The 22,839-nt window shown below is 62.8% G+C and carries 26 protein-coding genes and 1 tRNA gene; 11 read left to right on the top strand and 16 right to left on the bottom strand.

What is annotated here, in order from left to right:
- Positions 1 to 58: 58 nt before the first annotated feature.
- The 7 genes from AC07PA_RS23185 to AC07PA_RS23155 all read right to left on the bottom strand — a co-directional run bounded on the left by AC07PA_RS23185 (position 59) and on the right by AC07PA_RS23155 (position 8,368).
- Positions 59 to 1,240, bottom strand: a complete 1,182-nt coding sequence (locus AC07PA_RS23185) for an MFS transporter (RefSeq protein ID WP_494605974.1) — start codon at positions 1,238 to 1,240, stop codon at positions 59 to 61.
- Complete coding sequence (locus AC07PA_RS23180) at positions 1,237 to 3,021, bottom strand: DNA recombination protein RmuC (protein WP_494605976.1); 1,785 nt, start codon at positions 3,019 to 3,021, stop codon at positions 1,237 to 1,239. Before AC07PA_RS23180 ends, AC07PA_RS23185 begins: the two co-directional genes overlap by 4 nt.
- A gap of 54 nt (positions 3,022 to 3,075) precedes the next feature.
- Positions 3,076 to 4,071 carry a 2-hydroxyacid dehydrogenase gene (locus AC07PA_RS23175; RefSeq protein ID WP_494605978.1) on the bottom strand — a complete coding sequence of 332 codons (996 nt, stop codon included), beginning with the start codon at positions 4,069 to 4,071 and terminating at the stop codon, positions 3,076 to 3,078.
- A gap of 18 nt (positions 4,072 to 4,089) precedes the next feature.
- The gene (locus tag AC07PA_RS23170) at positions 4,090 to 5,499 is read right to left on the bottom strand and encodes a sodium:proton antiporter (RefSeq protein ID WP_494605980.1); all 1,410 of its coding nucleotides are present in this window, start codon (positions 5,497 to 5,499) and stop codon (positions 4,090 to 4,092) included.
- 74 nt (positions 5,500 to 5,573) lie between these two features.
- Positions 5,574 to 6,794: a nicotinate phosphoribosyltransferase gene (pncB, locus tag AC07PA_RS23165; protein ID WP_494605982.1), complete on the bottom strand. Its 1,221-nt coding sequence runs from the start codon at positions 6,792 to 6,794 to the stop codon at positions 5,574 to 5,576.
- A gap of 135 nt (positions 6,795 to 6,929) precedes the next feature.
- Entirely contained in the window at positions 6,930 to 7,388 is a 459-nt protein-coding gene (locus AC07PA_RS23160) for an acyl-CoA thioesterase (protein WP_494605984.1), read from the bottom strand.
- 2 nt (positions 7,389 to 7,390) lie between these two features.
- A complete protein-coding gene (locus AC07PA_RS23155) occupies positions 7,391 to 8,368 on the bottom strand; it encodes a histone deacetylase family protein (RefSeq protein ID WP_494605986.1) in 978 nt (325 codons plus the stop codon).
- A 200-nt stretch (positions 8,369 to 8,568) separates the two neighbouring features.
- Between AC07PA_RS23155 and AC07PA_RS23150 the strand changes: the two genes are divergently transcribed.
- The 3 genes from AC07PA_RS23150 to AC07PA_RS23140 all read left to right on the top strand — a co-directional run bounded on the left by AC07PA_RS23150 (position 8,569) and on the right by AC07PA_RS23140 (position 11,385).
- The gene (locus tag AC07PA_RS23150) at positions 8,569 to 9,117 is read left to right on the top strand and encodes a phasin family protein (protein ID WP_007857916.1); all 549 of its coding nucleotides are present in this window, start codon (positions 8,569 to 8,571) and stop codon (positions 9,115 to 9,117) included.
- 355 nt (positions 9,118 to 9,472) lie between these two features.
- Entirely contained in the window at positions 9,473 to 10,525 is a 1,053-nt protein-coding gene (locus AC07PA_RS23145) for an extracellular solute-binding protein (RefSeq protein ID WP_494605988.1), read from the top strand.
- 101 nt (positions 10,526 to 10,626) lie between these two features.
- The gene (locus tag AC07PA_RS23140) at positions 10,627 to 11,385 is read left to right on the top strand and encodes a 3-hydroxyacyl-CoA dehydrogenase (RefSeq protein WP_007857914.1); all 759 of its coding nucleotides are present in this window, start codon (positions 10,627 to 10,629) and stop codon (positions 11,383 to 11,385) included.
- A 101-nt stretch (positions 11,386 to 11,486) separates the two neighbouring features.
- Here the strand turns inward: AC07PA_RS23140 and AC07PA_RS23135 are convergent, their stop codons facing one another.
- Entirely contained in the window at positions 11,487 to 12,698 is a 1,212-nt protein-coding gene (locus AC07PA_RS23135) for an MFS transporter (protein WP_494605991.1), read from the bottom strand.
- Positions 12,698 to 13,276 carry a GNAT family N-acetyltransferase gene (locus tag AC07PA_RS23130; protein ID WP_494605993.1) on the bottom strand — a complete coding sequence of 193 codons (579 nt, stop codon included), beginning with the start codon at positions 13,274 to 13,276 and terminating at the stop codon, positions 12,698 to 12,700. Before AC07PA_RS23130 ends, AC07PA_RS23135 begins: the two co-directional genes overlap by 1 nt.
- A 74-nt stretch (positions 13,277 to 13,350) precedes the next feature.
- Between AC07PA_RS23130 and AC07PA_RS23125 the strand changes: the two genes are divergently transcribed.
- Positions 13,351 to 14,250, top strand: coding sequence for a LysR family transcriptional regulator (locus tag AC07PA_RS23125; RefSeq protein ID WP_494605995.1), 900 nt, complete (start codon positions 13,351 to 13,353; stop codon positions 14,248 to 14,250).
- A 94-nt stretch (positions 14,251 to 14,344) separates the two neighbouring features.
- Here the strand turns inward: AC07PA_RS23125 and AC07PA_RS23120 are convergent, their stop codons facing one another.
- Positions 14,345 to 14,902 (bottom strand): hypothetical protein, encoded by a 558-nt coding sequence (locus AC07PA_RS23120; RefSeq protein WP_494605997.1) that lies wholly within the window; start codon positions 14,900 to 14,902, stop codon positions 14,345 to 14,347.
- Between the two features lie 286 nt (positions 14,903 to 15,188).
- Here AC07PA_RS23120 and AC07PA_RS23115 point away from each other — a divergent pair, with 286 nt between their 5' ends.
- The gene (locus tag AC07PA_RS23115; RefSeq protein ID WP_494605999.1) at positions 15,189 to 15,674 is read left to right on the top strand and encodes a GAF domain-containing protein; all 486 of its coding nucleotides are present in this window, start codon (positions 15,189 to 15,191) and stop codon (positions 15,672 to 15,674) included.
- 27 nt (positions 15,675 to 15,701) lie between these two features.
- Here the strand turns inward: AC07PA_RS23115 and AC07PA_RS23110 are convergent, their stop codons facing one another.
- Positions 15,702 to 16,061 (bottom strand): hypothetical protein, encoded by a 360-nt coding sequence (locus AC07PA_RS23110; protein WP_494606001.1) that lies wholly within the window; start codon positions 16,059 to 16,061, stop codon positions 15,702 to 15,704.
- Complete coding sequence (locus AC07PA_RS23105) at positions 16,012 to 16,731, bottom strand: SOS response-associated peptidase (protein ID WP_494606003.1); 720 nt, start codon at positions 16,729 to 16,731, stop codon at positions 16,012 to 16,014. Before AC07PA_RS23105 ends, AC07PA_RS23110 begins: the two co-directional genes overlap by 50 nt.
- A gap of 48 nt (positions 16,732 to 16,779) precedes the next feature.
- On the opposite strand from AC07PA_RS23105, the gene AC07PA_RS23100 reads away from it, so the two are divergent.
- A complete protein-coding gene (locus AC07PA_RS23100) occupies positions 16,780 to 17,055 on the top strand; it encodes a hypothetical protein (RefSeq protein ID WP_494606005.1) in 276 nt (91 codons plus the stop codon).
- Entirely contained in the window at positions 17,033 to 17,290 is a 258-nt protein-coding gene (locus AC07PA_RS23095; RefSeq protein ID WP_494606007.1) for a hypothetical protein, read from the top strand. The genes AC07PA_RS23100 and AC07PA_RS23095 overlap by 23 nt, the downstream gene beginning before the upstream one ends.
- 126 nt (positions 17,291 to 17,416) lie before the next feature.
- Here AC07PA_RS23095 and AC07PA_RS23090 read toward each other — a convergent pair whose 3' ends face one another.
- The gene (locus AC07PA_RS23090; RefSeq protein WP_494606260.1) at positions 17,417 to 17,866 is read right to left on the bottom strand and encodes a carboxymuconolactone decarboxylase family protein; all 450 of its coding nucleotides are present in this window, start codon (positions 17,864 to 17,866) and stop codon (positions 17,417 to 17,419) included.
- 156 nt (positions 17,867 to 18,022) lie between these two features.
- Between AC07PA_RS23090 and AC07PA_RS23085 the strand changes: the two genes are divergently transcribed.
- Positions 18,023 to 18,196, top strand: a complete 174-nt coding sequence (locus tag AC07PA_RS23085; protein WP_494606009.1) for a hypothetical protein — start codon at positions 18,023 to 18,025, stop codon at positions 18,194 to 18,196.
- A gap of 14 nt (positions 18,197 to 18,210) precedes the next feature.
- Here AC07PA_RS23085 and AC07PA_RS23080 read toward each other — a convergent pair whose 3' ends face one another.
- A complete protein-coding gene (locus AC07PA_RS23080) occupies positions 18,211 to 20,625 on the bottom strand; it encodes a type I restriction endonuclease (RefSeq protein ID WP_494606011.1) in 2,415 nt (804 codons plus the stop codon).
- Positions 20,626 to 20,830: 205 nt separating this feature from the next.
- Between AC07PA_RS23080 and AC07PA_RS23075 the strand changes: the two genes are divergently transcribed.
- The 3 genes from AC07PA_RS23075 to AC07PA_RS23065 all read left to right on the top strand — a co-directional run bounded on the left by AC07PA_RS23075 (position 20,831) and on the right by AC07PA_RS23065 (position 22,387).
- Positions 20,831 to 21,124 carry an H-NS histone family protein gene (locus AC07PA_RS23075; protein WP_494606013.1) on the top strand — a complete coding sequence of 98 codons (294 nt, stop codon included), beginning with the start codon at positions 20,831 to 20,833 and terminating at the stop codon, positions 21,122 to 21,124.
- Positions 21,125 to 21,249: 125 nt separating this feature from the next.
- On the top strand, positions 21,250 to 21,849 hold the full coding sequence (locus tag AC07PA_RS23070) for a hypothetical protein (protein WP_494606015.1): 600 nt from the start codon (positions 21,250 to 21,252) through the stop codon (positions 21,847 to 21,849).
- Positions 21,830 to 22,387 carry a hypothetical protein gene (locus tag AC07PA_RS23065; protein WP_494606017.1) on the top strand — a complete coding sequence of 186 codons (558 nt, stop codon included), beginning with the start codon at positions 21,830 to 21,832 and terminating at the stop codon, positions 22,385 to 22,387. Before AC07PA_RS23070 ends, AC07PA_RS23065 begins: the two co-directional genes overlap by 20 nt.
- A 93-nt stretch (positions 22,388 to 22,480) precedes the next feature.
- Here the strand turns inward: AC07PA_RS23065 and AC07PA_RS23060 are convergent, their stop codons facing one another.
- Together AC07PA_RS23060 and AC07PA_RS23055 are read right to left on the bottom strand one after the other, a co-directional pair.
- Positions 22,481 to 22,690, bottom strand: coding sequence for a hypothetical protein (locus tag AC07PA_RS23060; protein WP_494655393.1), 210 nt, complete (start codon positions 22,688 to 22,690; stop codon positions 22,481 to 22,483).
- Positions 22,691 to 22,761: 71 nt separating this feature from the next.
- Positions 22,762 to 22,837 (bottom strand) — tRNA-Asn (locus tag AC07PA_RS23055).
- Positions 22,838 to 22,839 lie beyond the last annotated feature (2 nt).

The raw sequence follows: 22,839 nt of genomic DNA, 5'->3' as shown, positions 1-22,839 counted from the left end.
ACTCCGATTTCGCCGGCGTCGGCAGATTTTTACAAACTGCGCGACCCGCCCGGGCCGGTCAGTGCCCGTGGCCGCCTTCGGGCGCGCCCATGTTCCAGGCCATGCGCGCGCCCGCGCCCACGGCGGCGCCCACCACCCAGAACACCCCGCCCACGCCGATCACGGCACCGGCGGTGCCGAACAGCATGGGCATGAGCACGCTCGATGCATTGATGGCCATCAGGCGCAGGCCCAGCGCCTCGCCGTGGCGGTGGGAAGGCGTGATCTGGTGCAGCAGGCTCATCACCATGGGCTGCACCGAACCCAGCGCAAAGCCCAGCAGCACCGAGCACACGCCCATCGTGAGCGCGGTGGGCATCACGGGGTAGACCGCGAACAGCACCGCCGTGACCACCATGGCCACGGCCACCACCACGCGCTCGCGCAGGTGCTCGGCCACCAGGGGCATCAGCACGCGGATGAAGGCCGCGGCAATGGCGAAGGCGCCCAGGATGGAGCCGATGACCGAGGCCGACAGCCCGCGCTCGTGCCCGATCAGCGGCACCACGAAGGTGTGCACATCCCAGCACGAGGACAGGATCCAGTTGACGATGAGCAGGCGCCGGAACGGCACCTCGTTCATCAGGTCCCAGGCGCGCTGGGGCGGGCCGCCGGCCGCGGCGATCACCGGGGGCAGCTCCACCGTGTCGCGCACCCAGAACCAGGTGGCCAGCGGCAGCAGCGCCATGAGCGCGAACGCGGCGCGGTAGCCCTGGGTATCGCCCGCGATGACGCCGCCATGGTCGATCATGAGCCCGGCGCAGAACGGCCCGACAAAATTGGACACCGCCGGCCCGATGGCCAGCCAGCTGAACACCTGCTTGAGCGCCGTGGCGTCGTGGGCCGCGCGGCCCACATGGCGCTGCAGCGCAATCGTGGCCGCACCCGTGGCGCCGCCGGTGGCCAGCGCCGCCAGGCACAGCACGGGGAACACCGGAAACACCAGCGCGGCGGCGGCGCCTGCGGTGGCCACGGCCACCGCATAGCCCACCGGGCGCTTCAGGCCATGGCGATCGGCATAGCGCCCGGCCGGCAGGGCCAGGAACACCTGCGTGAGCGCGAACAGGGCCAGCAGCACCCCCACGGCGGCGGCGCTGTAGCCCTCGCGCAGCGCCAGCAGGGGGGCGGCCAGGCGCATGCCCGCCATGCAGGCGTGCACGCAGATCTGGCCGGCGATCAGGCGGGCCAGCGCCGCGTTCACAGCAGCTCGTCCTGGGCGTCAGCGGCCGACATGGGCGGGCGCAGCTTGGGCACCACGCCGGCCGCGTCGGGTGCGGGCAGGTCCTGCACGTCGCGCAGGCGCTTCTGGATGGCGCGGGTGCGCACGCCCACTTCTTCAAAGCGCTTGGCGGCCGAGTCGATGGATTTCTTGGTCGCCTCCACCACGTCGCCGAACTTGGCGAACTCGGTCTTGACCATGCCCAAGAGGCTCCAGACCTCGGACGAGCGCTTCTCGATGGCCAGGGTCTTGAAGCCCATCTGCAGGCTGTTGAGCATGGCCGCCAGGTTGGCCGGGCCGGTGATCATCACACGGCAGTCGTTCTGCAAGGCCTCCACCAGGCCGGGGCGGCGGATCACCTCGGCGAACAGGCCCTCGGTGGGCAGGTAGAGCACGGCGAAGTCGGTGGTGTGCGGGGGCGAGACGTACTTGGCGAAGATCTTCTTGGCTTCGAGCTTGATCGAGGCCTCGAAAGCATTGCCGGCGGAGGCGATGAGCCCCTTGTCCGCCGCGTCCTGCGCGTCCATGAGGCGCTGGTACTGCTCCACCGGGTACTTGGAGTCGATGGGCAGCCACACCGGGTGCTCATCGCTCTTGCCCGGCAGGCGGATGGCGAATTCGACCAGGTCGTCGCTGCCCGGCACAGTTTTCACGTTGCGCGCGAACTGGTCGGGCGTGAGCACGTTCTCGATGATGGCCCCGAGCTGCATTTCGCCCCAGGTGCCGCGCGACTTCACATTGGTCATCACGCGCTTCAAATCCCCCACGCTGCCGGCCAGGGTCTGCATCTCGCCGAGGCCCTTGTGCACCTGCTCCAGGCGGTCGCTCACCAGCTTGAAGGATTCGCCCAGGCGCTGCTCCAGCGTGGCGTGCAGTTTTTCGTCCACCGTGCGGCGCATCTCTTCGAGCTTGGTGGAGTTGTCGGCCTGGATGGCGGCCAGGCGCTCGTTGAGCGCGTTGCGCAGCTGCTCGGCATTGGTCTGGCTGCCCTGCAGCATGCCCGTGAGCTGCTGCGAAACGGCGTCCTGCAGCACCGAGAACTGGTGGCGGATCTGGTTGCCGTTGGCTTCGAGCTGGTCCTTGAGCGCGCCGGACATGGTCCCGAGCTGGCTCTGGATGTCGCCCTTGAGCGAATCGAGCGTGGTGCGTGTGGCCAGGGTCAGCGCCTCGAAGCGCTCCTGGATGCGCTTTTCGAACAGCACCCCGCTCTCGGTCATGGCCTCGCGCGACTTGACGCTCTCGGCCGCCAGCGCTGCCGTGGTGGTGGTGAGCTCGGTGCGAAAACCGGTGAGCGTGTCCGACAGCTCCTTGCGCGCCACGGCCGAATCGGCCTGGCCCTGGGCCAGGTTCTCCAGCAGCGCCTTGCGGCTGTCCTCCAGCCGGCCGGCCACCACCTGCTGCAGGCCTTCGATGCGCTGCTCCAGTCGGCCCTCGAACACGCCAAAGGCCGCCAGCAGCTCGGCGCGGCCGGTGCGCGACTCGGTCACGGCCTGGGCCAGGCGTTCGTCCACGGCGTGGCGCACGGTTTCGAGCGTGGCCTGCGTGGTCTGCGTGAAACCGCGCATCTGCTGGGCCAGGGCCTCCATCGCGCCATCGTTGCGGGCCACGGCCAGCTGCGTGGCCTGGGCCGTCTGCTCCAGGGCCTGCAGGCGGGCCGCCAGTTCGGGCGGCAGGTCGACGCGCGGGCGGCGCAGCAGCACGAGCACCAGCAGCAACAGGACGAGGGCCAGCGCGGCCAGCAGGATGAGGGTGTCGGTGGTCAAAAGCGGGGTTGGGCTAGAAAGAGCGCACCAGGGCGGTGCGCGAAAGCAAGGCGGTTATTGTGTACGCAAACGGTTCGGTGCGGGCGTGTTCACCGGCGTGAGCGGCGCGCCCTGCTCGAAGAAGGCGATCAGGTTGTCCGCCGCCAGGTTGGCCATGGCGCGGCGCGTGGGCACGGTGGCACTGGCGATGTGCGGCGTGAGCACCACGTTGGGCACGGTGAGCAGGTCCGGGTGCACGCTGGGCTCGCCCTCGAAGACGTCCAGGCCCGCCGCCGCGATGCGCTGCTCGCGCAGGGCCACGGCCAGCGCTGCGTCGTCGACGATGCCCCCGCGCGCAATGTTGACCAGCGTGGCCGTGGGCTTCATCAAGGCCAGTTCGGCCGCGCCGATGGTGTGGTGCGAGGCCGGGGTGTAGGGCACCACCAGCACCACGTGGTCGGCCGTGCGCAGCAGCTCTTCCTTGCTGATGTAGCGGGCTTTGCATTCGGCCTCCAGCTCGGGCGACAGGCGCGAGCGGTTGTGGTAGACCACGTTCATGCCGAAGCCGTGCGCGCCGCGGCGCGCAATGCCCTGGCCGATGCGGCCCATGCCGATGATCCCGAGCGTGCTGCCATGGATGTCCGAGCCCGAGAACATGTCGTAGCTCCACTTGGTCCACTGCCCGGCGCGCAGGTAGTGCTCGCTCTCGGTCATGCGGCGCGCGGTGGCCATCAAGAGGGCAAAGCCGAAGTCGGCCGTGGTCTCGGTCAGCACGTCGGGCGTGTTGGTGCCCTGCACGCCGGCCGCCGTCATGGCGTCCACGTCGAAGTTGTTGTAACCCACGGCCATGTTGGCCACGATGCGCAGGTGCGGCGCGGCGGCGAGCAGCCCGGCATCGATGCGCTGGCTGCCGGTGGTGAAGGCGCCGTCCTTGTCGGCCAGGCGCTCGGCCAGCTCGGCCGGGGTCCAGATCACGTCCTCGGGGTTGTCCTGCACGTCGAAGTGCTGGCGCAGGCGGTCAACGATGTCGGGGAAGATCGCGCGGGCGACCAGAATGCGGGGCTTGCTCATGAAAGTTCGATCTCCAGATCAGCGAAACCAGATGAAAGTCATCACAACGAACAGCGGCACCAGAATGCCGCCCGACCACAGCATGTAGCCGAAGAAGCTGGGCATCTTCACGCCCCGGTCCTCGGCAATGGCCTTGACCATCATGTTCGGTGCATTGCCGATGTAGGTGTTGGCGCCCATGAACACGGCGCCGGCCGAGATGGCGGCCAGCGTGGGGGCCAGGGTGGTCATGAGCACGGCCGGATCGCCGCCCGCGGTGTTGAAGAACACCAGGTAGGTCGGCGCATTGTCCAGGAAGGAGCTGAGCGCCCCCGCGGCCCAGAAGTACATGGCCGGGTCGGGCGAGCCGTCTGGCCGGGTGACGGCGGCCACAATGGCACCGAACGGGCCATTGACGCCGGCCTTGAGCATGGCGATCACCGGGATGATGGTCAGGAAGATGCCCGCGAACAGCTTGGCCACCTCCTGCATCGGCCCCCAGCCGAACTGGTTGTCCTCATGCACCTTGGCGGGCGTCAGCCGCAGCGAGACCAGCGTGATGAGGATGAGGCCGGCATCGCGCACCAGGCCGGGCAGGCCGACCTCGGTGCCGGCGATGCTCCAGGCCACGGGCGACTTCCAGAACCCGCTGAGCAGCACCAGGGCCACCACGCCCCCGAGCAGCAGGAAATTGGCCTTGCCCTCGAAGCCCAGGGCCGGCGTGTCGGGCGTGGGGTCCTGCGGCAGCACCTCCTCGCGGCGATGGTAGTACCAGGAATCGAGCACGAAGAAGATCACCAGCAGGCTGCCCACCAGGAACAGCGTTTCGGGAAAGATGTGGCGCACCGTCCAGAAGAAATCCACCCCTTTGAGGAAGCCCAGGAACAGCGGCGGGTCGCCCAGCGGAGTGAGCGAGCCGCCCGCGTTGGAGACGATGAAGATGAAGAACACCACCACGTGCGCCGTGTGCTTGCGGTTGTCGTTGGCGCGGATCAGTGGGCGGATCAGCAGCATCGATGCGCCCGTGGTGCCCATGAAGCTGGCCAGCACGGCACCGATGGCCAGGATGGCGGTATTGAGCCCCGGGCTGCCATGCAGGTTGCCGCGGATGTAGATACCGCCCGCCACCGTGAACAGCGCGGTGAGAAGGATCACGAAGGGGATGTACTCGGCCAGCAGCGCATGCACCAGGCTCGCGCCCGCGGCGGATGCCCCGAACACCAGCGCGAACGGGACTACAAAGGCCAGAGCCCAGGCGGCCGTGATCTTGCCGAAATGGTGGTGCCACACCGTGGGCGCCAGCAGCGGCATGATGGCAATGGACAGCAGCACCCCGGCAAACGGCACGCCCCACAGGACGGACAGCGCGCTGCCGTCCACCTCGGCGGCCGTGGCCATGCCCGGCAGCAGGAGCAGTGCGGTCAGCAGCAGCCCGCTTGGAACCTTCATGGACAGATACTCCCTCATGGTTGGACAGGCACAGGAAGGCAGCGCCACCACGCCGCCGCGCGGGTGAGCCACCCTCACTGGGCCGTGGGAATCTCGAACACCTGGCGCAGGTAGGCCAGGTATTTTTCGTCGTCGCACATGCCCTTGCCGGGCGTGTCCGAGAGCTTGGCCACGGGCTGGCCATTGCATTGGGTCATCTTGATGACCACCTGCAGCGGCTCGTGCTCGGGCGGGCTGCCCAGGTCGTTGGTCAGGTTGGTGCCGATGCCGAAGGCCAGCTGGCAGCGGCCGCGGAACTGCTGGTACAGCTCGATGGTGCGCGGCACGGTGAGCGCATCGCTGAAGATCAGCGTCTTGGTCAGCGGGTCCACACGGTTCTTGCGGTAGTGGTCCAGCAGGCGCTCGCCCCAGGCAAACGGGTCGCCGCTGTCGTGGCGCGCGCCGTCGAACAGCTTGCAGAAGTACAGGTCGAAGTCGCGCAGGAAGGCGCTCATGCCGTACACATCCGACAGGGCAATGCCCAGGTCGCCGCGGTATTCCTTGGCCCACATCTCGAAGCCGAAGACCTGGCTGTCGCGCAGCCGCGGGCCCAGCGCCTGGCAGGCCTGCAGGTACTCGTGCGCCATGGTGCCTAGCGGCGTCACACCGAGCTTCATGGCATACAGCACATTGCTGGTGCCGGCGAACTGCCCCGGCCCCACGGGCGCACCGGGCCGGCGGTCGCCCGTGCCCAGGCGCGCGCACAGCACGCGCAGCACCTCCTCGTGCCAGGCGCGCGAAAAGCGCCGGCGCGTGCCGTAGTCGGCGATCTTGAGTTCGGACAGGCCCTCGGCCTGCAGCTGGGCGATCTTGGTGTCCAGGCGGCGGCGGCCTTCGGGAAAATTGGGCACCTTCTGCGTGTTGCGGAAGTAGACCTCGTTGACGATGGCCAGCACCGGGATCTCGAACAGGATGGTGTGCAGCCAGGGCCCACGGATGGTGATCTCGATCTCGCCGTTGTGCTGCGGCGTGATGGTGATGTACTTCTCGTTCAGGCGGAACAGCCCGAGGAAGTCCACGAAGTCGCTCTTGATGAAGCGCATGGAGCGCAGGTAGGCCAGCTCGGCATCCTGGAACTGCAGGCTGCACAGCGAGCGGATCTCGTCGCGGATCTCATTGGCATAGGGCGCCAGCTGAACGCCGGGGTTGCGGCACTTGAAGCGGTACTCGACCTGTGCCCCGGGGAATTGGTGCAGCACCACCTGCATCATCGTGAACTTGTACAGGTCGGTGTCGAGCAGGCTGGTGATGATCATTGTCGAAGCGGGCCACAGCGCAAGGCCCTGAAAGCACTGCCGGCCAACGGGCAGCAAAGCATCACAGTGTAGGCCATCGCACCGATCATTGCAGCGCAGGGCCGCAAGGGGTTTTCGCCGGGGGACGCAGGTGCCTCAGGCCCCCACCACCAGTGCCTGCAGCACCTTGCGCAGCGGCTCGGGCACGGGCACGGGGCGGCGCGTTTCGCGGTCCACATACACGTGGATGAAATGCCCGGCCGCCGCGCTCATCTCCTCGCCCTGGGCGAACAGGCCCACCTCGTAGCGCACGCTCGATCCACCCAGGCGCGCCACGCGGATGCCGGCCTCCACCGTCTGCGGAAAGGCCAGCGGGGCGAAGTAGTTGCACTGCGTCTCGATCACCAGGCCGATGGTGGTGCCGGCGTGGATGTCGAGCACACCCTGCTCGATGAGGTGGGCGTTCACGGCGGTGTCGAACCAGCTGTAGTAGACGACGTTGTTGACATGGCCGTAGACATCGTTGTCGGCCCAGCGGGTGCTGATGGCACGGAAGGCACGGTAGGCGCTGCGGGGCTGCGGCGCCGGGCGCGGCGCGGGGGAAGTGGTCGTCATGGTCAAACAGAAGAAGGAGAGGGTTGCAAGGATTTCTGCCAGCGCTGCTGGTATTGGTGGGCCACGCGCCAGGTGGCGAGCTGGGCCTTGATGGTGTCGGCAATGTCCGTGCCGTAGCCGCCGCCCATGGCAAAGGCCACGGGCACGCGGCGCTGCCAGGCCCAGTCGAACACGCGCCGGTCGCGCGCCTCCAGGCCGTCGTGGCTCAGGTGCAGGCGCCCCAGGCGGTCGCCCACATGCGGGTCGGCCCCGGCCAGGTAAAGCACCAGGCCGGGCGCAAAGCGCTGCTCCAGCGTGTCCAGCGCCTGCTCCAGCGCGGCCAGGTATTCGTCGTCGCCGCAGCCGTCGGGCAGTTCCACGTCGAGGTCGCCCGCCTCCTTGCGGAAGGGGAAGTTGCGCGCGCCATGCAGAGAGAGCGTGAACACCGAGTCGTCGCCCTGGAAGATGCGCGCCGTGCCGTTGCCCTGGTGCACATCGAGGTCGATGATGGCCACGCGCAGTGCCAGCGGGTTGGCGCCCATGGCCGAGGCGGCGCGCGCATGTTCGTCCTGCATCAGCCGTGCCGCGACGGCCATGTCGTTGAACACGCAAAACCCGCTGCCCTTGTCGGCATAGGCATGGTGCGTGCCGCCGGCCAGGTTGCCCGCGATGCCGCCGCCCTCCCCGCCGGCCATGGCCACCCGGCAGGCCGCGATGGTGGCGCCCACCGAGCGGCGCGCGCGCTCGGCCATGGCCGGGCTCCAGGGAAAGCCGATCTCGCGCTGCGCGGGCGCAGGCAGGGTGCCGTTGGCAATCGCCCCGATATAGCCCGCCGTGTGCGCGAGCGCGAGCTCACCGTCCGATGCGGGCGGCGCCACCTGCAGGGCTACGCCGGGAAGGTGGGTGGCCACCGCATCGCGCAACAGGCGGTACTTGGCCATGGGAAAACGGTGGCCCTCGGGCAGCGGCAGCACGAACTGGTCTGCGTAATAGGCATGCATGACGCCATTGTGGCAAGGGGCGCGGTGTTGGACTGTCACCTCTAAATTGCTGCAGCGCAACAAAAAGAACTTGCAATCCCCGCTCAAGCCCCTAAAATTCAACCCATGCTGCACTGCAACATGACTCACGAAGTCAACGACAGCGCAGATTCTCTGTAAACCACCTCGGCCCGCTGGGCCCTATTCTCAGGAGATATGACATGTCGCTGACCGCTGAACAAATTCTGGCATCCCACAAGGCCAACATCGAAACCCTGTTTGGTCTGACCACCAAGGCTTTCGAAGGCGTCGAAAAGCTGGTCGAACTGAACGTGACCGCTTCGCGCGCTGCCCTGTCGGAAGCCTCCACCCACACCCAGGCTTTCCTGGGCGTGAAGGACGCACAAGAACTGCTGGCCCTGCAAGCCGGCCTGTTCCAGCCCCTGGCTGAAAAGACCGCTGCCTACAGCCGCCACCTGTACGACATCTCTTCTGGCACCGCTGCCGAATTCGGCAAGGCTTTCGAATCGCAAGCTGCTGACGCTCAAAAGAGCTTCACCAACCTGGTCGACAGCGCCGCCAAGAACGCCCCCGCCGGTTCCGAAACCGCCGTGGCCGTGATGAAGAGCGCCGTCTCTGCCGCCAACAACGCGTTTGAATCGGTGCAAAAGGCCGTCAAGCAAGCGTCGGACGTGGCCGAAGCCAACTTCAACGCCGTGGCCAGCACCGCTGCCAACGCCGCCAAGACCGCTGCTCCCCGCAAGCGCTAAGCCATCCATTGCGTCTGGAGTGTAGACTCTAGGCGCAACGCAGGGATTACCCTGATAATTCAACCCATGGCCCCGAGACGCGAAATGCAGTTCGGGGCCCCCAGTTGTCTCCTTGGATCCTCTCGAAACCCCCGTTTCTTGGATCCAATTCAAAGCCCGGTTACCCCCGGGCTTTTTTTTGCCCCGAATGCTCCTCATTTGATAGCGCTCAGGCGGCCTGCAATTTCGCTTGCCATGGATGGACCCACGCCCCTGGAGCACGGCATCAAATCCATCCCTCCCCCTTGGTTTTATTAAGAATAATTCGCGTTTGTTTTATCATCGCCCCGTCGTTACACCTCGAAAGATGCATCCCATGTCGAAGACCGTGAAAGCCCTGCTCACCGCCTGTGCACTGGCCGCTGCCGCCGGCGCCGTATCTGCCCAGGAGCAGGTGGTGAACCTGTACTCGGCACGCCACTATTCCACGGACGAAGCGCTGTACACCGGCTTCACCAAGGCCACGGGCATCAAGATCAACCGCGTGGACGCGGACGACGCCGGCATCCTGGCGCGCCTGAAGGCCGAAGGCACGGCCTCCCCGGCCGACGTGATCCTGCTGGTGGATGCGGCGCGCCTGTACAAGGGCGAGGTCGACGGCCTGTTCCAGCCCATCCAGTCCAAAGTGCTGACCGACGCCATCCCCGCCAACCTGCGCAGCACGCCCACGGCCGACGGCAGCATCGCCTGGTTCGGCCTGTCCACCCGCGCCCGCGTGATCGTCTACAACAAGGTCAAGGTGCAAAAGGAAGACGTGGACACCTACGAGGAACTCGGCGACGCCAAGAACAAGGGCAAGCTGTGCATCCGCTCGGGCTCGCACCCCTACAACCTGAGCCTGTTCGGCGCCGTGACCGAGCACATGGGCGAGCAAAAGGCCGAGGCCTGGCTCAAGGGCATGGTCGGCAACCTGGCGCGCGCCCCCAAGGGTGGCGACACCGACCAGATCAAGGCCGTGGCATCGGGTGAATGCGACATCGCCGTCACCAACAGCTACTACCTGGCACGCATGATGCGCTCGGGCAAGCCCGAAGACACGGCCGTGGTCAACAAGGTCGGCGTGGTGTTCCCCAACCAGCAATCCTGGGGCACGCACCTGAACATCGCTGGCGGCGCCGTCGCCAAGAACGCCAAGAACCGCGAGAACGCCATCAAGTTCCTCGAATACCTGGCCAGCGCCGAAGCGCAGAACTACTTTGCCAACGGCAACAACGAATGGCCCGCCGCCAAGGGCCTGAACATCGACAACCCGGCCCTCAAGGCCATGACGGGCAATGCGCCTTTCAAGAGCGAAACCATCCCGATCAGCGCCGTGGGCGCCAACACGACCAAGGTGCAGCAGATGCTGGACCGCGTGGGCTTCCAGTAAGCAGGCCCGCCAGTCCACGGAAAGCCCGGCACTGCCCGGGCTTTTTTTGCGTTCATAATTGACGTTTACGTTAACGTCACTCATTTTTCAGGAGACAGCACATGGACATCAAGGGCAAGGTTTTCATCGTGACCGGCGGCGCATCGGGTCTGGGCGAAGGCACGGCGCGCATGCTGGCCGCCCAGGGCGGCACCGTGGTGATTGCCGACATGCAGGCCGACAAGGGCGAGGCCGTGGCCAAGGACATCGGCGGCGCCTTCGTGAAGTGCGATGTGAGCAACGAGGCCGATGGCCAGGCCGTGGTGGCCAAGGCCGTGTCGCTGGGCAAGCTGGCCGGCCTGGTGAACTGCGCCGGCATTGCCCCCGCGGAAAAGACCGTGGGCAAGAACGGCGCGCACGCGCTGGCCGTGTTCAGCAAGACCATCACGGTGAACCTGATCGGCAGCTTCAACATGATCCGCCTGGCCGCCGAGGCCATGAGCAAGAATGAACCCGAAGCCACCGGCGAGCGCGGTGTGCTGATCTCCACCGCCAGCGTGGCCGCCTACGACGGCCAGATCGGCCAGGCCGCGTATGCCGCCTCCAAGGGCGGCGTGGTCGGCATGACGCTGCCGATCGCCCGCGACCTGGCACGCAACGGCATCCGCAACATGACCATCGCCCCCGGCATCTTCGGCACGCCCATGCTGTTCGGCATGCCCCAGGAAGTGCAGGACGCGCTGGCCGCCGGCGTGCCCTTCCCCAGCCGCCTGGGCACGCCGCAGGACTATGCCAAGCTGGTCAAGCACATCCTCGAAAACGACATGCTCAACGGTGAAGTGATCCGCCTGGACGGCGCCATTCGCCTGGCACCGAAATGACTCCCCCCTGAGTCGCTTCGCGCCATCCCCCCTGAGGGGGGACGCCTCCAGCGCGGCGGGGCGGCCCTTGCGCGGGGGCGCTGGCTTGGTCCGCGCCAGTTTCACGGGTGAAGGGGCGTAGTCCGAGCCCGCGCCCCAAAGCGCAGCTGCAGCGCCATCGATGCCGCAAACACCAGTGCCGCCACCAGCACCGACATCCACAGCGCTGCCGCCGCACCATACCCATCCATGACCGCCGCATAGACCACCGGCGCACAAGCGGACAGCAGAAACCCCGGCGCCACCAGCCGCCCCACGAAAGCGCCGTAGGTGCGGTGGTCGAACAGCACCAGCGGCAAGGTGCCCCGTGTGATGGTGAGCAGCCCATTGCCCGCGCCGTACACCAGTGCAAACACCACGGCCATGGCCAGCACCTGCCCCGCCCACACGCCCGCCAGGCAGGCCAGCGGCAACAGCAGGGCGGCAAACGCCCCCAGCGCCAGCGGGTGCAGCCGGGCGCCAAACAGCACCTCGGCCAGGCGCGCGCCCGACTGGCCCACGCCACGCAGCGCCGCCATCCCCACCGCCAGGGGCAGCGCCAGGCCCAGGCCCGCGAGCAGGCCCACCATGTGCGCCGACATGCCCGCGTTGAGAAAATTCACCAGCGTGGTCACCGCGGCAAACAGCGCGGCCGCCCACAGGCGGTCCGGCCCCGCAGCGGCCAGGGGCTCGGGCGGCGCAGGCGGCACCTGGGTGGCGTGCGCCGGCCCGCCAGCGCGCGGAATCGCCAGGTGCAGCGGCACCGTGAGCAGCGCCAGCGCCGCATACACCCACAGCGCCCCACGCCAACCCAGCGACTCGGCGAGCGCATGCCCCAGCGGCCAGAAGGCCGTGGAGGCCAGCCCGCCGAGCAGCGTGATCTGCGCCATGGGCCGGCGCGCGCCCTGCCCGGCCACATGGGCCAGCGTGGCAAACGCCGCGTCGTACAGCGTGAGCCGCATGGCCAGCCCGAGCACGGCCCAGGCCAGGTAGTAAGCCGCCACCCCCTTCCCGACGGCAAGCCCCAGGCAGCCGGTAAAAAGCAGCAGCGAGCCCGCCACCATCACGGTGCGGCCACCGCGCTGGTCCACCCAGCGGCCGGCCAGGCCCGACACGCCGCCCATCACCAGCAGCGCCAGCGCAAAACCTCCGTGCACCAGCGTGCGCGGCCAGCCCAGGTCGCGCACCATGGCCTCGCCGAATGCGCCGAGCATGTAGTACGAAATGCCCCAGCAGATGAACTGCGAGAAGCCCAGGCACCACACCAGCCGGCGCATCACGCCAGGGGACGCCATCACACGGCGGGCAAGGTGCCGTCGCCCGTCCCCAGGGGCCGCTGCATCAGCACCGTATCGAGCCACTGCCCGTGCTTGAAGCCCACCGACCGCAAGGCCCCGATGCGCGTGAAGCCCATGCGCGCATGCAGCGCGATGGAGCCCGCATTGCCATCGCCCTGCCCTATGGTGGCCAGCATCTGGCGCCAGGGCCCCGCCTCGCAGCGCGCGATGAGCACAGCCAGCAGCGCCGCACCAATGCCCCGCCCCGCCATGCCCTGGGCCACGTAGACCGAGTCCTCCACGGTGTGGCGGTAGGCCGAGCGCGGGCGGTACAGCGTGGCGTAGGCATAGCCCGCCACCACGCCGTCAACCTCGGCCACCAGGTAGGGCAGGCCTGCGGCACGCACGGCCGCATGGCGGGTGCGCAGCTCGTCCACGCCGGGCGGCACCTCCTCGAACGAGGCCAGGCCATGGAGCACATGGTGGGCATAGATGGCCTGGATGGCGGGCAGATCGGCGTCGGCCGCATCGCGCACATGCGGTGCTGCAGCAGAGGGTGAAGGCAGTGAGGAGGTGGGCGCGAAAGAGGAATGCATGGCGCCAGTGTGGCGCGCCGCAGGCCATAAAAGAAGCTTTTGCAACTTATGCAAAGTATGAGAAATTCTTTGCCATGGAACGCATCAACCTCGACCAGCTGCACGGCTTTGCCACCGCCATCGAACTGGGCAGCTTCTCCGCCGCGGCCCAGCGGCTGGACCTGACCCAACCGGCCGTGAGCCTGCAGGTGCGCCAGCTCGAAAAGCGCCTGGGCACGCCACTGGTGGAGCGCGTGGGCCGCGTGCTGCGCCCCACGGCCGCAGGCGCAGAGCTGCTGGTGCACGTGGCCCGCATCGACGCCGCCGTGGCCGACGCCCTGCACGCCGTGGCCCACCACGCCAGCGGCACGGCAGGCCGTGTGCGCCTGGGCACGGGCGCCACGGCCTGCATCTTCTTGCTGCCGCCGGTGCTGGGCGCACTGCGCCAGCGCTTTCCGGGCCTGGAGATCACCGTGCGCACCGGCAACACGGCCGACATCGTGCAGGCCGTGGAAGACAACACGCTGGACCTGGGCCTGGTCACCCTGCCCGCCAGCGGCCGCATGCTCGATGTGACCCCCGTGCTGCAGGACGCCTTTGTCGCCATCGCGCCCAAGGGCACCGCGCTGCCCAAAAAGGTGACGGCTGCCGACCTGGCACGCCACCCGGTGCTGCTGTTCGAACCCGGCGGCCAGACCCGCCGCATCGCCGACGCTTGGTTCGCCCGCGCCGGCGTGGCCCTGCAGCCTGCCATGTCGCTGGGCAGCGTGGAGGCCATCAAGGAACTGGTCGCCGCCGGCCTGGGCTGCGCCGTGCTGCCGGGGATGGCCGTGCAGGGCACGCATGGCAACGCGGTGGAAGTGCGCCCGTTGTCGCCGCCCCTGGCCCGCACCCTGGCCGTGGTGGTGCGCAAGGACAAGCGGCTGCACCGGGGCTTGCGCGAGACGGTGGCGGCGCTGCAGGCCCTTCAACCCGCACGCGGCAAGGTCCGCTAAGAGCGGACAAAAAAACTCGGCGAAGCGGTTCTGGCCAGGGCGTTTCATCAATCATTTCACCCCCGCGCTGGCCAGAAGAGTTTTGTTGGTCGCTCTAAGGAAAGCCGCGCAGGCTGCGGTCCTTTTTGGCCTGCTCCAGCCGGCGCTGGCGCCCCTCTTTGTCAACGGCGTCCATCTCCTCGTCCAGCAGCACCTGCCAGTCGTAGCCGACCCGCGTCTCCTTGGCCATCGTCAAACCGACCTGCACCGTGTACAGGCCATTGGGGTTCTGCCGGTCGGGTGAGTAGATCTGGATGGTTAGCTGGTACTGGCCGCAGCGCATGTCCAGCACCACCCCGCCAAAGCCATCCCGCTCACGCACGCACTGCTCGCGGTAGAACGTGGGCAACAGGTCCTTGTACTTCTCGGCCAGGGTGAAGGCGGCGGTTCGCTCCGGCAGGCTCTTGGTCGCGTAGATGTTGCCGATGGTGTAGGTCTTGGGGGTGGTGAGCAGCTCGAGCTTCTCGAACTCGGGCGGAATCTCCGGCTTGTCGACAATGATGACGGCCCGCCCCTGGCTCCAGTAGCCCATGGTGCTCGGCGACGTCACGAGGCGGGCGCCCAGGCGGTGGCCGAACAGGTCGCCATCGGTCACGCCAGCGGATGCGGCCATGCCCAAAAGGCCGCAACAGGCCACGGCGATGCACGACCGCAGTGCTGCTGCCTGCCAACCCCACCGAGGCCTTTTGCGGATCATCATGAATGTTCTCCTGCGCATAGCCTGCCCACCTGACCTGTGCAGATCGTACTGGTTTGCGCAGAGCGAAAGCCAGGCCCCGCCCCATGCCATCGCTCTCGGGCATTTGTCCTACAGGGTTGGAGATGGGCGACCCGTTTCGCGAGGCAATAGCACCGCCCGGGGTACTGCACAATCAATTGCCCACCCCCGTTGAGATCCCATGACCAAGCCCAGCAGCGCCACCTTTGCCGATTTCGTCCTCACCGCCAAAACGAAGTCCGTGCGCGATGCGCTGGCCAAGCTGCTTGCCTTGACCGATTTTCGGTACATCGGCATCTGGCGATTCCAGGACGGCATGGCCACTGCCGCCGTGCACTTCGACCGCCTCGACCCCTCCGCCATCGCATCCGGCGTGGTGCCACAAACCGCCACCTACTGCTGCTATGTGCGCGAAAGCGGTGCCCCGTTCAAGACGCCCCACGCACTGCTCGACGAACGCCTGGCATCCCATCCCGCCAAGGAAGCCGTGGCGTCGTACGTGGGCGTGCCGGTGATGGACTCCAACGGCGCCATCGTGGGCACGCTGTGCCACTACGACCTGGTGCCCCGGGATGTGGCGCAGGTCGACACCAAGCTGATGCTGCTGGTGGCCAGCTACCTGACCATGAACGATCTGGTGCCGCCGTACCCGGCTGTCACGACCTGACGCGAAGCAGGCGGAAGCATCGACGGGTCAAGTCGATAGCGCGAAGGGACCATACGCGGGCAGCCATTCGGGCAGATGCTGCGGCAGGTCTACCTCGTCTATCCCGATGTCGAACATTCCGTCATCGAAGTTCACTCCACAGACCTGCATGGCCGCTTGGTGTGCCGCATGAAAAGCCTCCAAGCGCTTGCCGTCCACATCCGCGAAGTTGTGGTCGTCGGGGCAGCCCATGTCGTCCCAGCATTCGATTTCAAACCTCGCGTCCATGGCCTGCTCAAGGGTCACCCCGAGGCGCTCCAGGGTGGCCACGGCGGCTGCCTTTGCCCGCTCCAAGGTCTCAGGCGAACAGTTGAGGTGTGGTGCGTAGATCGAGATCGTGTGTGTCATGGTGGGGCGCTCCTTTCAGGTGTTCTACCGATGGCGGTGTGAGCAGTCGCTGTGCTTGCTGGACCGTGCCGAATAGCCATGTGCCCACGTCGCGGGCCTCGATGGATACGACACTGCGCTTGTCCTGTTGCGCCCGTGGTCGTCGGGTCGTCGGGTCCAACTTGGGCTTGTGCATGCGGGACATCACCGGGTGGTCGTCAGCGTTGACCGTGAGCATCGAATAGCTCTCGAAGGGCTGCCCCGTCACTCGATCAACCCACGTATTCCACAGGCCCGCCAGCGCCCACGGCCTACCGTCAACCCGATGGAATCGCCACCACACATTGGCGCCGGACTCCCAGCAGGGCTCATCGAAGCTCAAAGCGGGGATCAGGCACCTCTGCCCGCTCAGCCACGGATCGCGGTAGCTCGGCTTGAACACCAACTCCTCCGACCTGGCGTTGCTGGTGGGGAAGGCCACTTGGGGTGTCGCGGAGAAGCTCGGGATGAGCCCCCATTGGCCAATGACCAGCTCAACGGGTCTGGCGCCACCATCGGGTGCTCTCCTCACGAAAGGGCCCACGTATTGGGGGTGCAGCACCTCCTCCCACCAGCGATAGGGGTTGCGGTTGCCTATGTGCCAGTCACGCTCAAGGTCGCGCTCGTGGGGAGGGATGTACCGGGTGCACATGGTGTAATACTGTACATAAATACAGTATTTTCAGCTACAGTCACCCCCATGCGGGTCAAGGTCATGTTGGTACGGGAAGAGGGTCAGTTGCATGTGCCCGTGAGGCGCAGGGGCTACGGCGACCTATGGCTGAAGCACGAGAGGTCGGTGGGCGAGGACAAGACCTATGAGGTGCTGGAGGCCTTGGGATCAGGCTTTCCGAAGCTGTACGAACCTCGGGTGACCTACATCACGGCCGGCATGATCCGGTTCATTGGCTACGAGCGGGTAGACAAGGTTTGGTACATGCAGGAGTGGCACTGTGAAATCGACCGATCCAAATAGGCTGCTGTGGGTCGGCGGTGCTGACGAGAACATCCCCAGGGGCCACCCTACCCTGCTCCGAGTTCCCGCCAAGAATGACGTGGTAATGGATGACCGGGTGCTGCAGCTGCCGTTCGATCACTACGAGGTGCTGCGCCACGGCGAGTTATGCACGGTGATGGTCATTGCGACCGGCGAGGTGGTGTTTCAGGGCGAGGGGCGCGCCGAGGTGGTGGTGTCTCGGGCGCCGTTTTGATACCCGTGCTTCAAAGCCAAATGGGCATCGCTACCGCCTCAGGCTTTAAGGAAATCGAAGCGCCAACTGTTTCGTGCGTCCATGTTCGCGCCCTCATGTACAACTCAAGCCAACCGCACAAGACCTTCAGGCTCTTGCACGAGGCTTTAGGCGGAAACTAACGCCAAGACGGTTGATCGCGTTCATGGCTGCAATGGTCAGGGTCAAGTCCACCAAGTCCTTTTCGCCGAACACAGCCAGGGCAGCGGCATAGGCTTCGTCTGATGCGTGAGTCTCGCTTACCCGCGTGACTTCTTCCGACCACGCCAACGCTGCACGTTCTTGTTCGGTGAACAAATACTGGGCCTCATGCCAGGCTGGTACCAATACTGCCTTGTCAATCGACATCCCCTCTTTAAGCAGATCACGAGTATGAATGTCGATGCAGTGAGCGCATCCGTTCATCTGCGATACGCGCAGAAAGACAAGGTGGATGAGTGTGCTGGGCAGATCGGTGTCATTGACGACGTAGTGATGCAATGCGCCGACCGCCTTTGCGCCTTCGGGGGAGACAGCGAACCAATTCGCACGATTCATGATGTTCAGTCCTTCCTGGATGTGGTTGTCGATGGCCAACAATCGACCCATCACATCCAAGACGGACGAACTCGCGCCTTGTGACATATTGCGCCTCGCCAAACATGCTCCGACGGGTCACGCTGAAGTTGCCGCGTGCACCCTACCCTGCTCCGTGTGCCCGCCAAGAACGACGCCGTTGTGGATGACCGGGTGCTGCCGCTGCCCATTGATCACTACGAGGTGCTGCGCCACGGGGAATGGTGCACGGTGATGGTCATAGCGACCGGTGAAGTGGTGTACCAGGGTGAGGGGCGCGCTGAGGTGATGGTTGCGCGGGCGCCGTTCTGAAATTTGCCTGACCTTTAAACATCTAATTCTGATTGACCACTATCTCGCTCACCAAGGGCTGCGCCACCACCTTGCAAGGCCTTTTTGTAGTTTCTTTCCAAGGTCTCATAACCGAAAGATTTTTTGGTAAAGTCACTACGGAAAATTTCTATGGCAGCGACTTGGGAATTCAAATTTTCCGACAACAAATGCAACCTTTGATTGGAATGCTCCCAGGTGTCTTCTGTCGCACGAGACATCAGCTTTCCACTTCTGGTACCCAGCAGCGGTGTATCCATTGCAATATTAGATAAATACTCTCTTCGTGCCGACAAAAAACGAAGATGGTAATATCCGGATGCCGTTATTTTCACATAGTCACTAATTTTTAGGCCCGAAGTTTTTTGATGATCAGCAACAATCAAGCCCCTAGGAAGCATATTTTCCATGCAATGCATAACGTCTTCTCTTAGGTATCCAAAATCCGACATCGCAGCGATTATTTTACCCACCTCAATATAGCCCTCTATACTGAATGCATAGACCTCTTTTCGCCTCTGAGCCAGATGCTCCAATATTTCCGGGCCAAGAAATGAATTGCCGGATTTTCCATTGTCATTGAAATCCAATATATTCGCAATATAACCCCTTTTGGCTGAATAGAACAAATGATTTGTTCTCATGAGGATTTTTATAATAAGCCATTCGGGTATTTGGTGCTTGCCACCTTGAGTTATGCTGAAAATTGCCTCTTCCGGAAGGTATCCCGAACGAAGGATTTCAGTGAACATCTCTAGACCACGTCGCGTATCACGGCCTGAAACAGCCTCAAGTATCAATCCAATTTTTCTCGTCTGATCGAAAATTGATACATACAAAGTTGCCAAATAGTGTCCCAGTCTGGTAGATGGGTACTCGATAGACATACCATTTTTCAACTGATAGGTCAATTTTGATGTTGCGGGCTGCCCCAAAAATTCAATCGCGAGTTGAAGCCGCTTCTTAATTACGTTTATAAATCTAGGAGCGGATATCCTAAACGCAAATGGCTTCAAGAAGGCATCCAGGGGAGGCTTATTTCGAAACGCATCAAATGTCTCATCCCGAAGTGAAAGAATGCACATGCATCGCGCTTGCGCCTTGAACCATTGTACCGTTTGAAAAACTTTAAGTTGCTGATCTCGGTCTCTACGATCTACATTATCAAAACAGACCACCACGGGGACATCGCAAACACTTGCATGATATTTTATTGCCGCGAAGCAAAGTTTTTTTGAATCTGATTGCCATTCAATCAATTTTTCCGCTCGAAGTGACGCAGCCTTTTCTGGAAAATCTTTAAGCTCTTGGAGCGGCCCCCGTTCAAGGGCATTTATTTCATTAGCAAAATATCGCTTTAAATTTGAATTATCATGAAAGTCAGGAAACAGACGAATGAAATCCTCCACGGCCTGTTCACACATCCATTGCTCAACATTTTCTAGAGCATCAGTAGCCTCATTAAAATTTATCTTCAACTGGATCAAGGTTTCACGTATCTCGTCCGGGACAAGATACCGAAAATACCTATCCAGGAACATTGACTTACCTGCACCCACTCCGCCGACCAAAAGAATGAGCGGATCTGGCACCGACTTTTTATCCCGAACGGCTCTAATCAAAGCAGTATCAAACTGATCAGCATGTTTTTTAGTGGTATCAACGGTGGTCACGTCTCGTTGATTGGGTATTCTTTCCTTTAAGAGAGCTTGGAGAGTCCCTTCGTACTCAGTCACCTCGTTGGAAGTGACGTAGGCTCTTTTTAAAATATCCTCTGATATTGCTCCCTCTGTGGGGTCAAAAAACTTTCGCAGTATGGGTGTAAGTTCTACAGCAAAGGTGTTTGAAGCAATGGTCTCATTCTGTCTACTAGCTCCGCCTATTTGATTGAGACCCCTACTCCACTTCTCCAGTACTAAGCGTGACCTTAATTCGTTAGCATGTTTTATCGTCGCCTCTCTCCCAAGCTCCTCCTTCAGTTTTGCAAACGATGCCGAACTAGCAATTGCCGAATCAAGAGCAATACATACGGCCTCGCCTTCAGCATCCCATGGACAATATTTTAACTCTCTTCCATTAATCGCCATGCAATATTTAACAGGGCTTATTCCCGATGCATATCTTTTATTTATTTCATGAGAATAGAGCAATGCCTCTCGCAAACCTTCATCGACCGAAACATCAACATCCTTGACTTCTACCACTATGGTGGGCAGCCCGCCAATATAAATCACATAGTCCGGGAAATAGCCAATCTTCTTGCCAGCTCCTTTATCGATGCTTGTAGGAGAAATATAATCTTTTGTTTTTATTTCCTCAGAGTAGAACTTTAGAAAATTCAAAAGCAGCGGATACACAAGCTTTTGCTCAACGTCACTTTCTGATCCGAGTGCATTCAAATCAAATTCCATGAGCATTCATCCTCTAAAGTTTTTTGGATTGTAGTAAGTATGGAGGCTAAACCCGGAGTTGACTAGCGAAAAACTACTTGAGCAGTGGCCTGCCGTACCTGTCGAAGATATGATGCCTCTAGCCCAGTGTTCGCATCACTCGACAATCAATGCGACCACACCTTTCATCGCTACCTTCATCTTTACCTGATCACACGAACTCGACATGTCCAACTACAAAGCACTCATCGCCCGCAAAGCCGAACTTGACCGCCTCATAGAGGAGACCCGCAAGGCCGAGCAGTCAGGCGCTATCGCAGAAGCACGCGCCCTGATCGCTGAGTTCGGACTGACTTCTGAGGATGTGTTCGGGGGCGCCAAGAAGGCCCGCACGTCCAGCACCAAGGGCACTACAGTGGCGGCGAAATACCGCGATCCCGCGACAGGAGCCACATGGACAGGTCGGGGCCGTGCTCCTGGGTGGATCGCTGACAAGGACCGCTCTGCTTTTGCCATTTGAACAGTCCAAGCCAAGGGCTTGAGGCTAGCCAGCGTTGCAGATCCTGCTGAAGTTGTTGTGCAGCCTATCTAGCGCTTGAGCAAATCCGCTGGGGACAAAAGCTACGGTGGAGGCTGAACACAGCGATGAACAATCTTGATTCGATACTTGAAGCCGCCACGGCAGGGATAGAAGATCAATACATCCGTTTGAAGATTCATGGCGGGCCTTCCGTTTTTCGAGAGAGGGTTTATTGCTATGAGCTGTACCACCAGATGCGTCTGCGCTGGCCCACAGCCAGCCCTTACGTTCTCAACGGAGAGGTTGACAAGCGCGCACACCCACTCCTGAGAGAGCCAGAGGTGTCCCAGTCAAAACCAGATCTTTTGGTGCATGTACCCGGCGATTGGCAGGGGAACTTCGCAATCATTGAAGTCAAGCACTCTCTTGCACTAGATGGCATCCGAAAAGACCTCTGTACCCTCCACGCGTTTCTAAAACAAGTTGACTACAAGAAAGCCATCTACCTGATCTATGGCGATCAAGCAACTCCTCGTGGCGCGCGCATTGTCGAGTCCGTTGCAAGTAAGTATTCCGAGCTTGGACCAATCGAAATTTGGCTGCATTCTGAGGCAGGCGCTCCAGCAGTACTGCATACGACCATCCACCGAACCGCAGAAAATCTAACATTGCATTCGTCATCTGCGCTTCCCTCTCATACACGCCATGTACAACGAGATACTTGAATTCGCGAGAGCTTTTGGAACACCCATTGCCGCTTGCTTAGGTGCCTATGTAGCGTATCGTTTTGGCTCCATCCAGGCAGACATTGCCAAAACTCAAGTGGGAATCGCCAGCAGGCAGGCGGAAACCTCAAGGGACGCCGCGCTCACCGCCAGGAACAAACTGCGAATGGACATGTATGAGGAGCGCCTAAGGATCTACAACGCCGTTATGGCCATGTTCGGCGACCTTGGTGTGTTGGGGCACATGAACAGTGAGTCTGAGCGCAAGTATCTTCAAGGCATCGTCAGTGCTCGATGGGTTTTCGGCAAGGAGATGAAAGAGTTCCTGGAAGGACGCGTCTGGGCTGCAATGGCTGAATACGTTGCTGCGCAGAACAACTACAACGACAACGCTGAGACAAGCTACCGCGCCGAACTTGCAGCAGCCAAGGCAGAACGGCGGAAAGAGCTTTTGGCACTTAGAGAAGAGGTTGACCAGCGCTTTGCAAAGTTCATGGAGTTCGAGAGGGCTGATCCACTTGATCGACTACTCAACTGATCCACACCATCCACTACAGCATCGCCAGTGAAGATCACACCACCATAGTCACCATCAATGCATCCGGCATCAATCCGTGCGCCATCTATCCCCTCAATGAGCACCGACCAAGCCACCCCGCATCGAGGCCCGCCACACCTGCACATAGCCGCCACCGATGCTGCTCATCATCAGGTCATAGCCGACAGTTCGCAGACCCGAGCAGTCCGCTGAGCCTTGCACCTCAACAACCTCGCCGCTGAACCCACCGAACAGCACCGACCCGCGATGCCCGCAGCCATCAACCGCTGATGTGCGCAGCATCAACCACATCAATGACTGCCGCCCCAAAGCAAAAAGGCCACCCCGAAGGGTAGCCTTTTACTGCCAATGAATGGCTCCTCGACCTGGGCTCGAACCAGGGACCTACGGATTAACAGTCCGGCGCTCTACCGACTGAGCTATCGAGGAAC

The organism is Acidovorax sp. GW821-FHT09B03, assembly GCF_059418305.1.
This window is presented reverse-complemented; position numbering and strand designations above follow the sequence as displayed.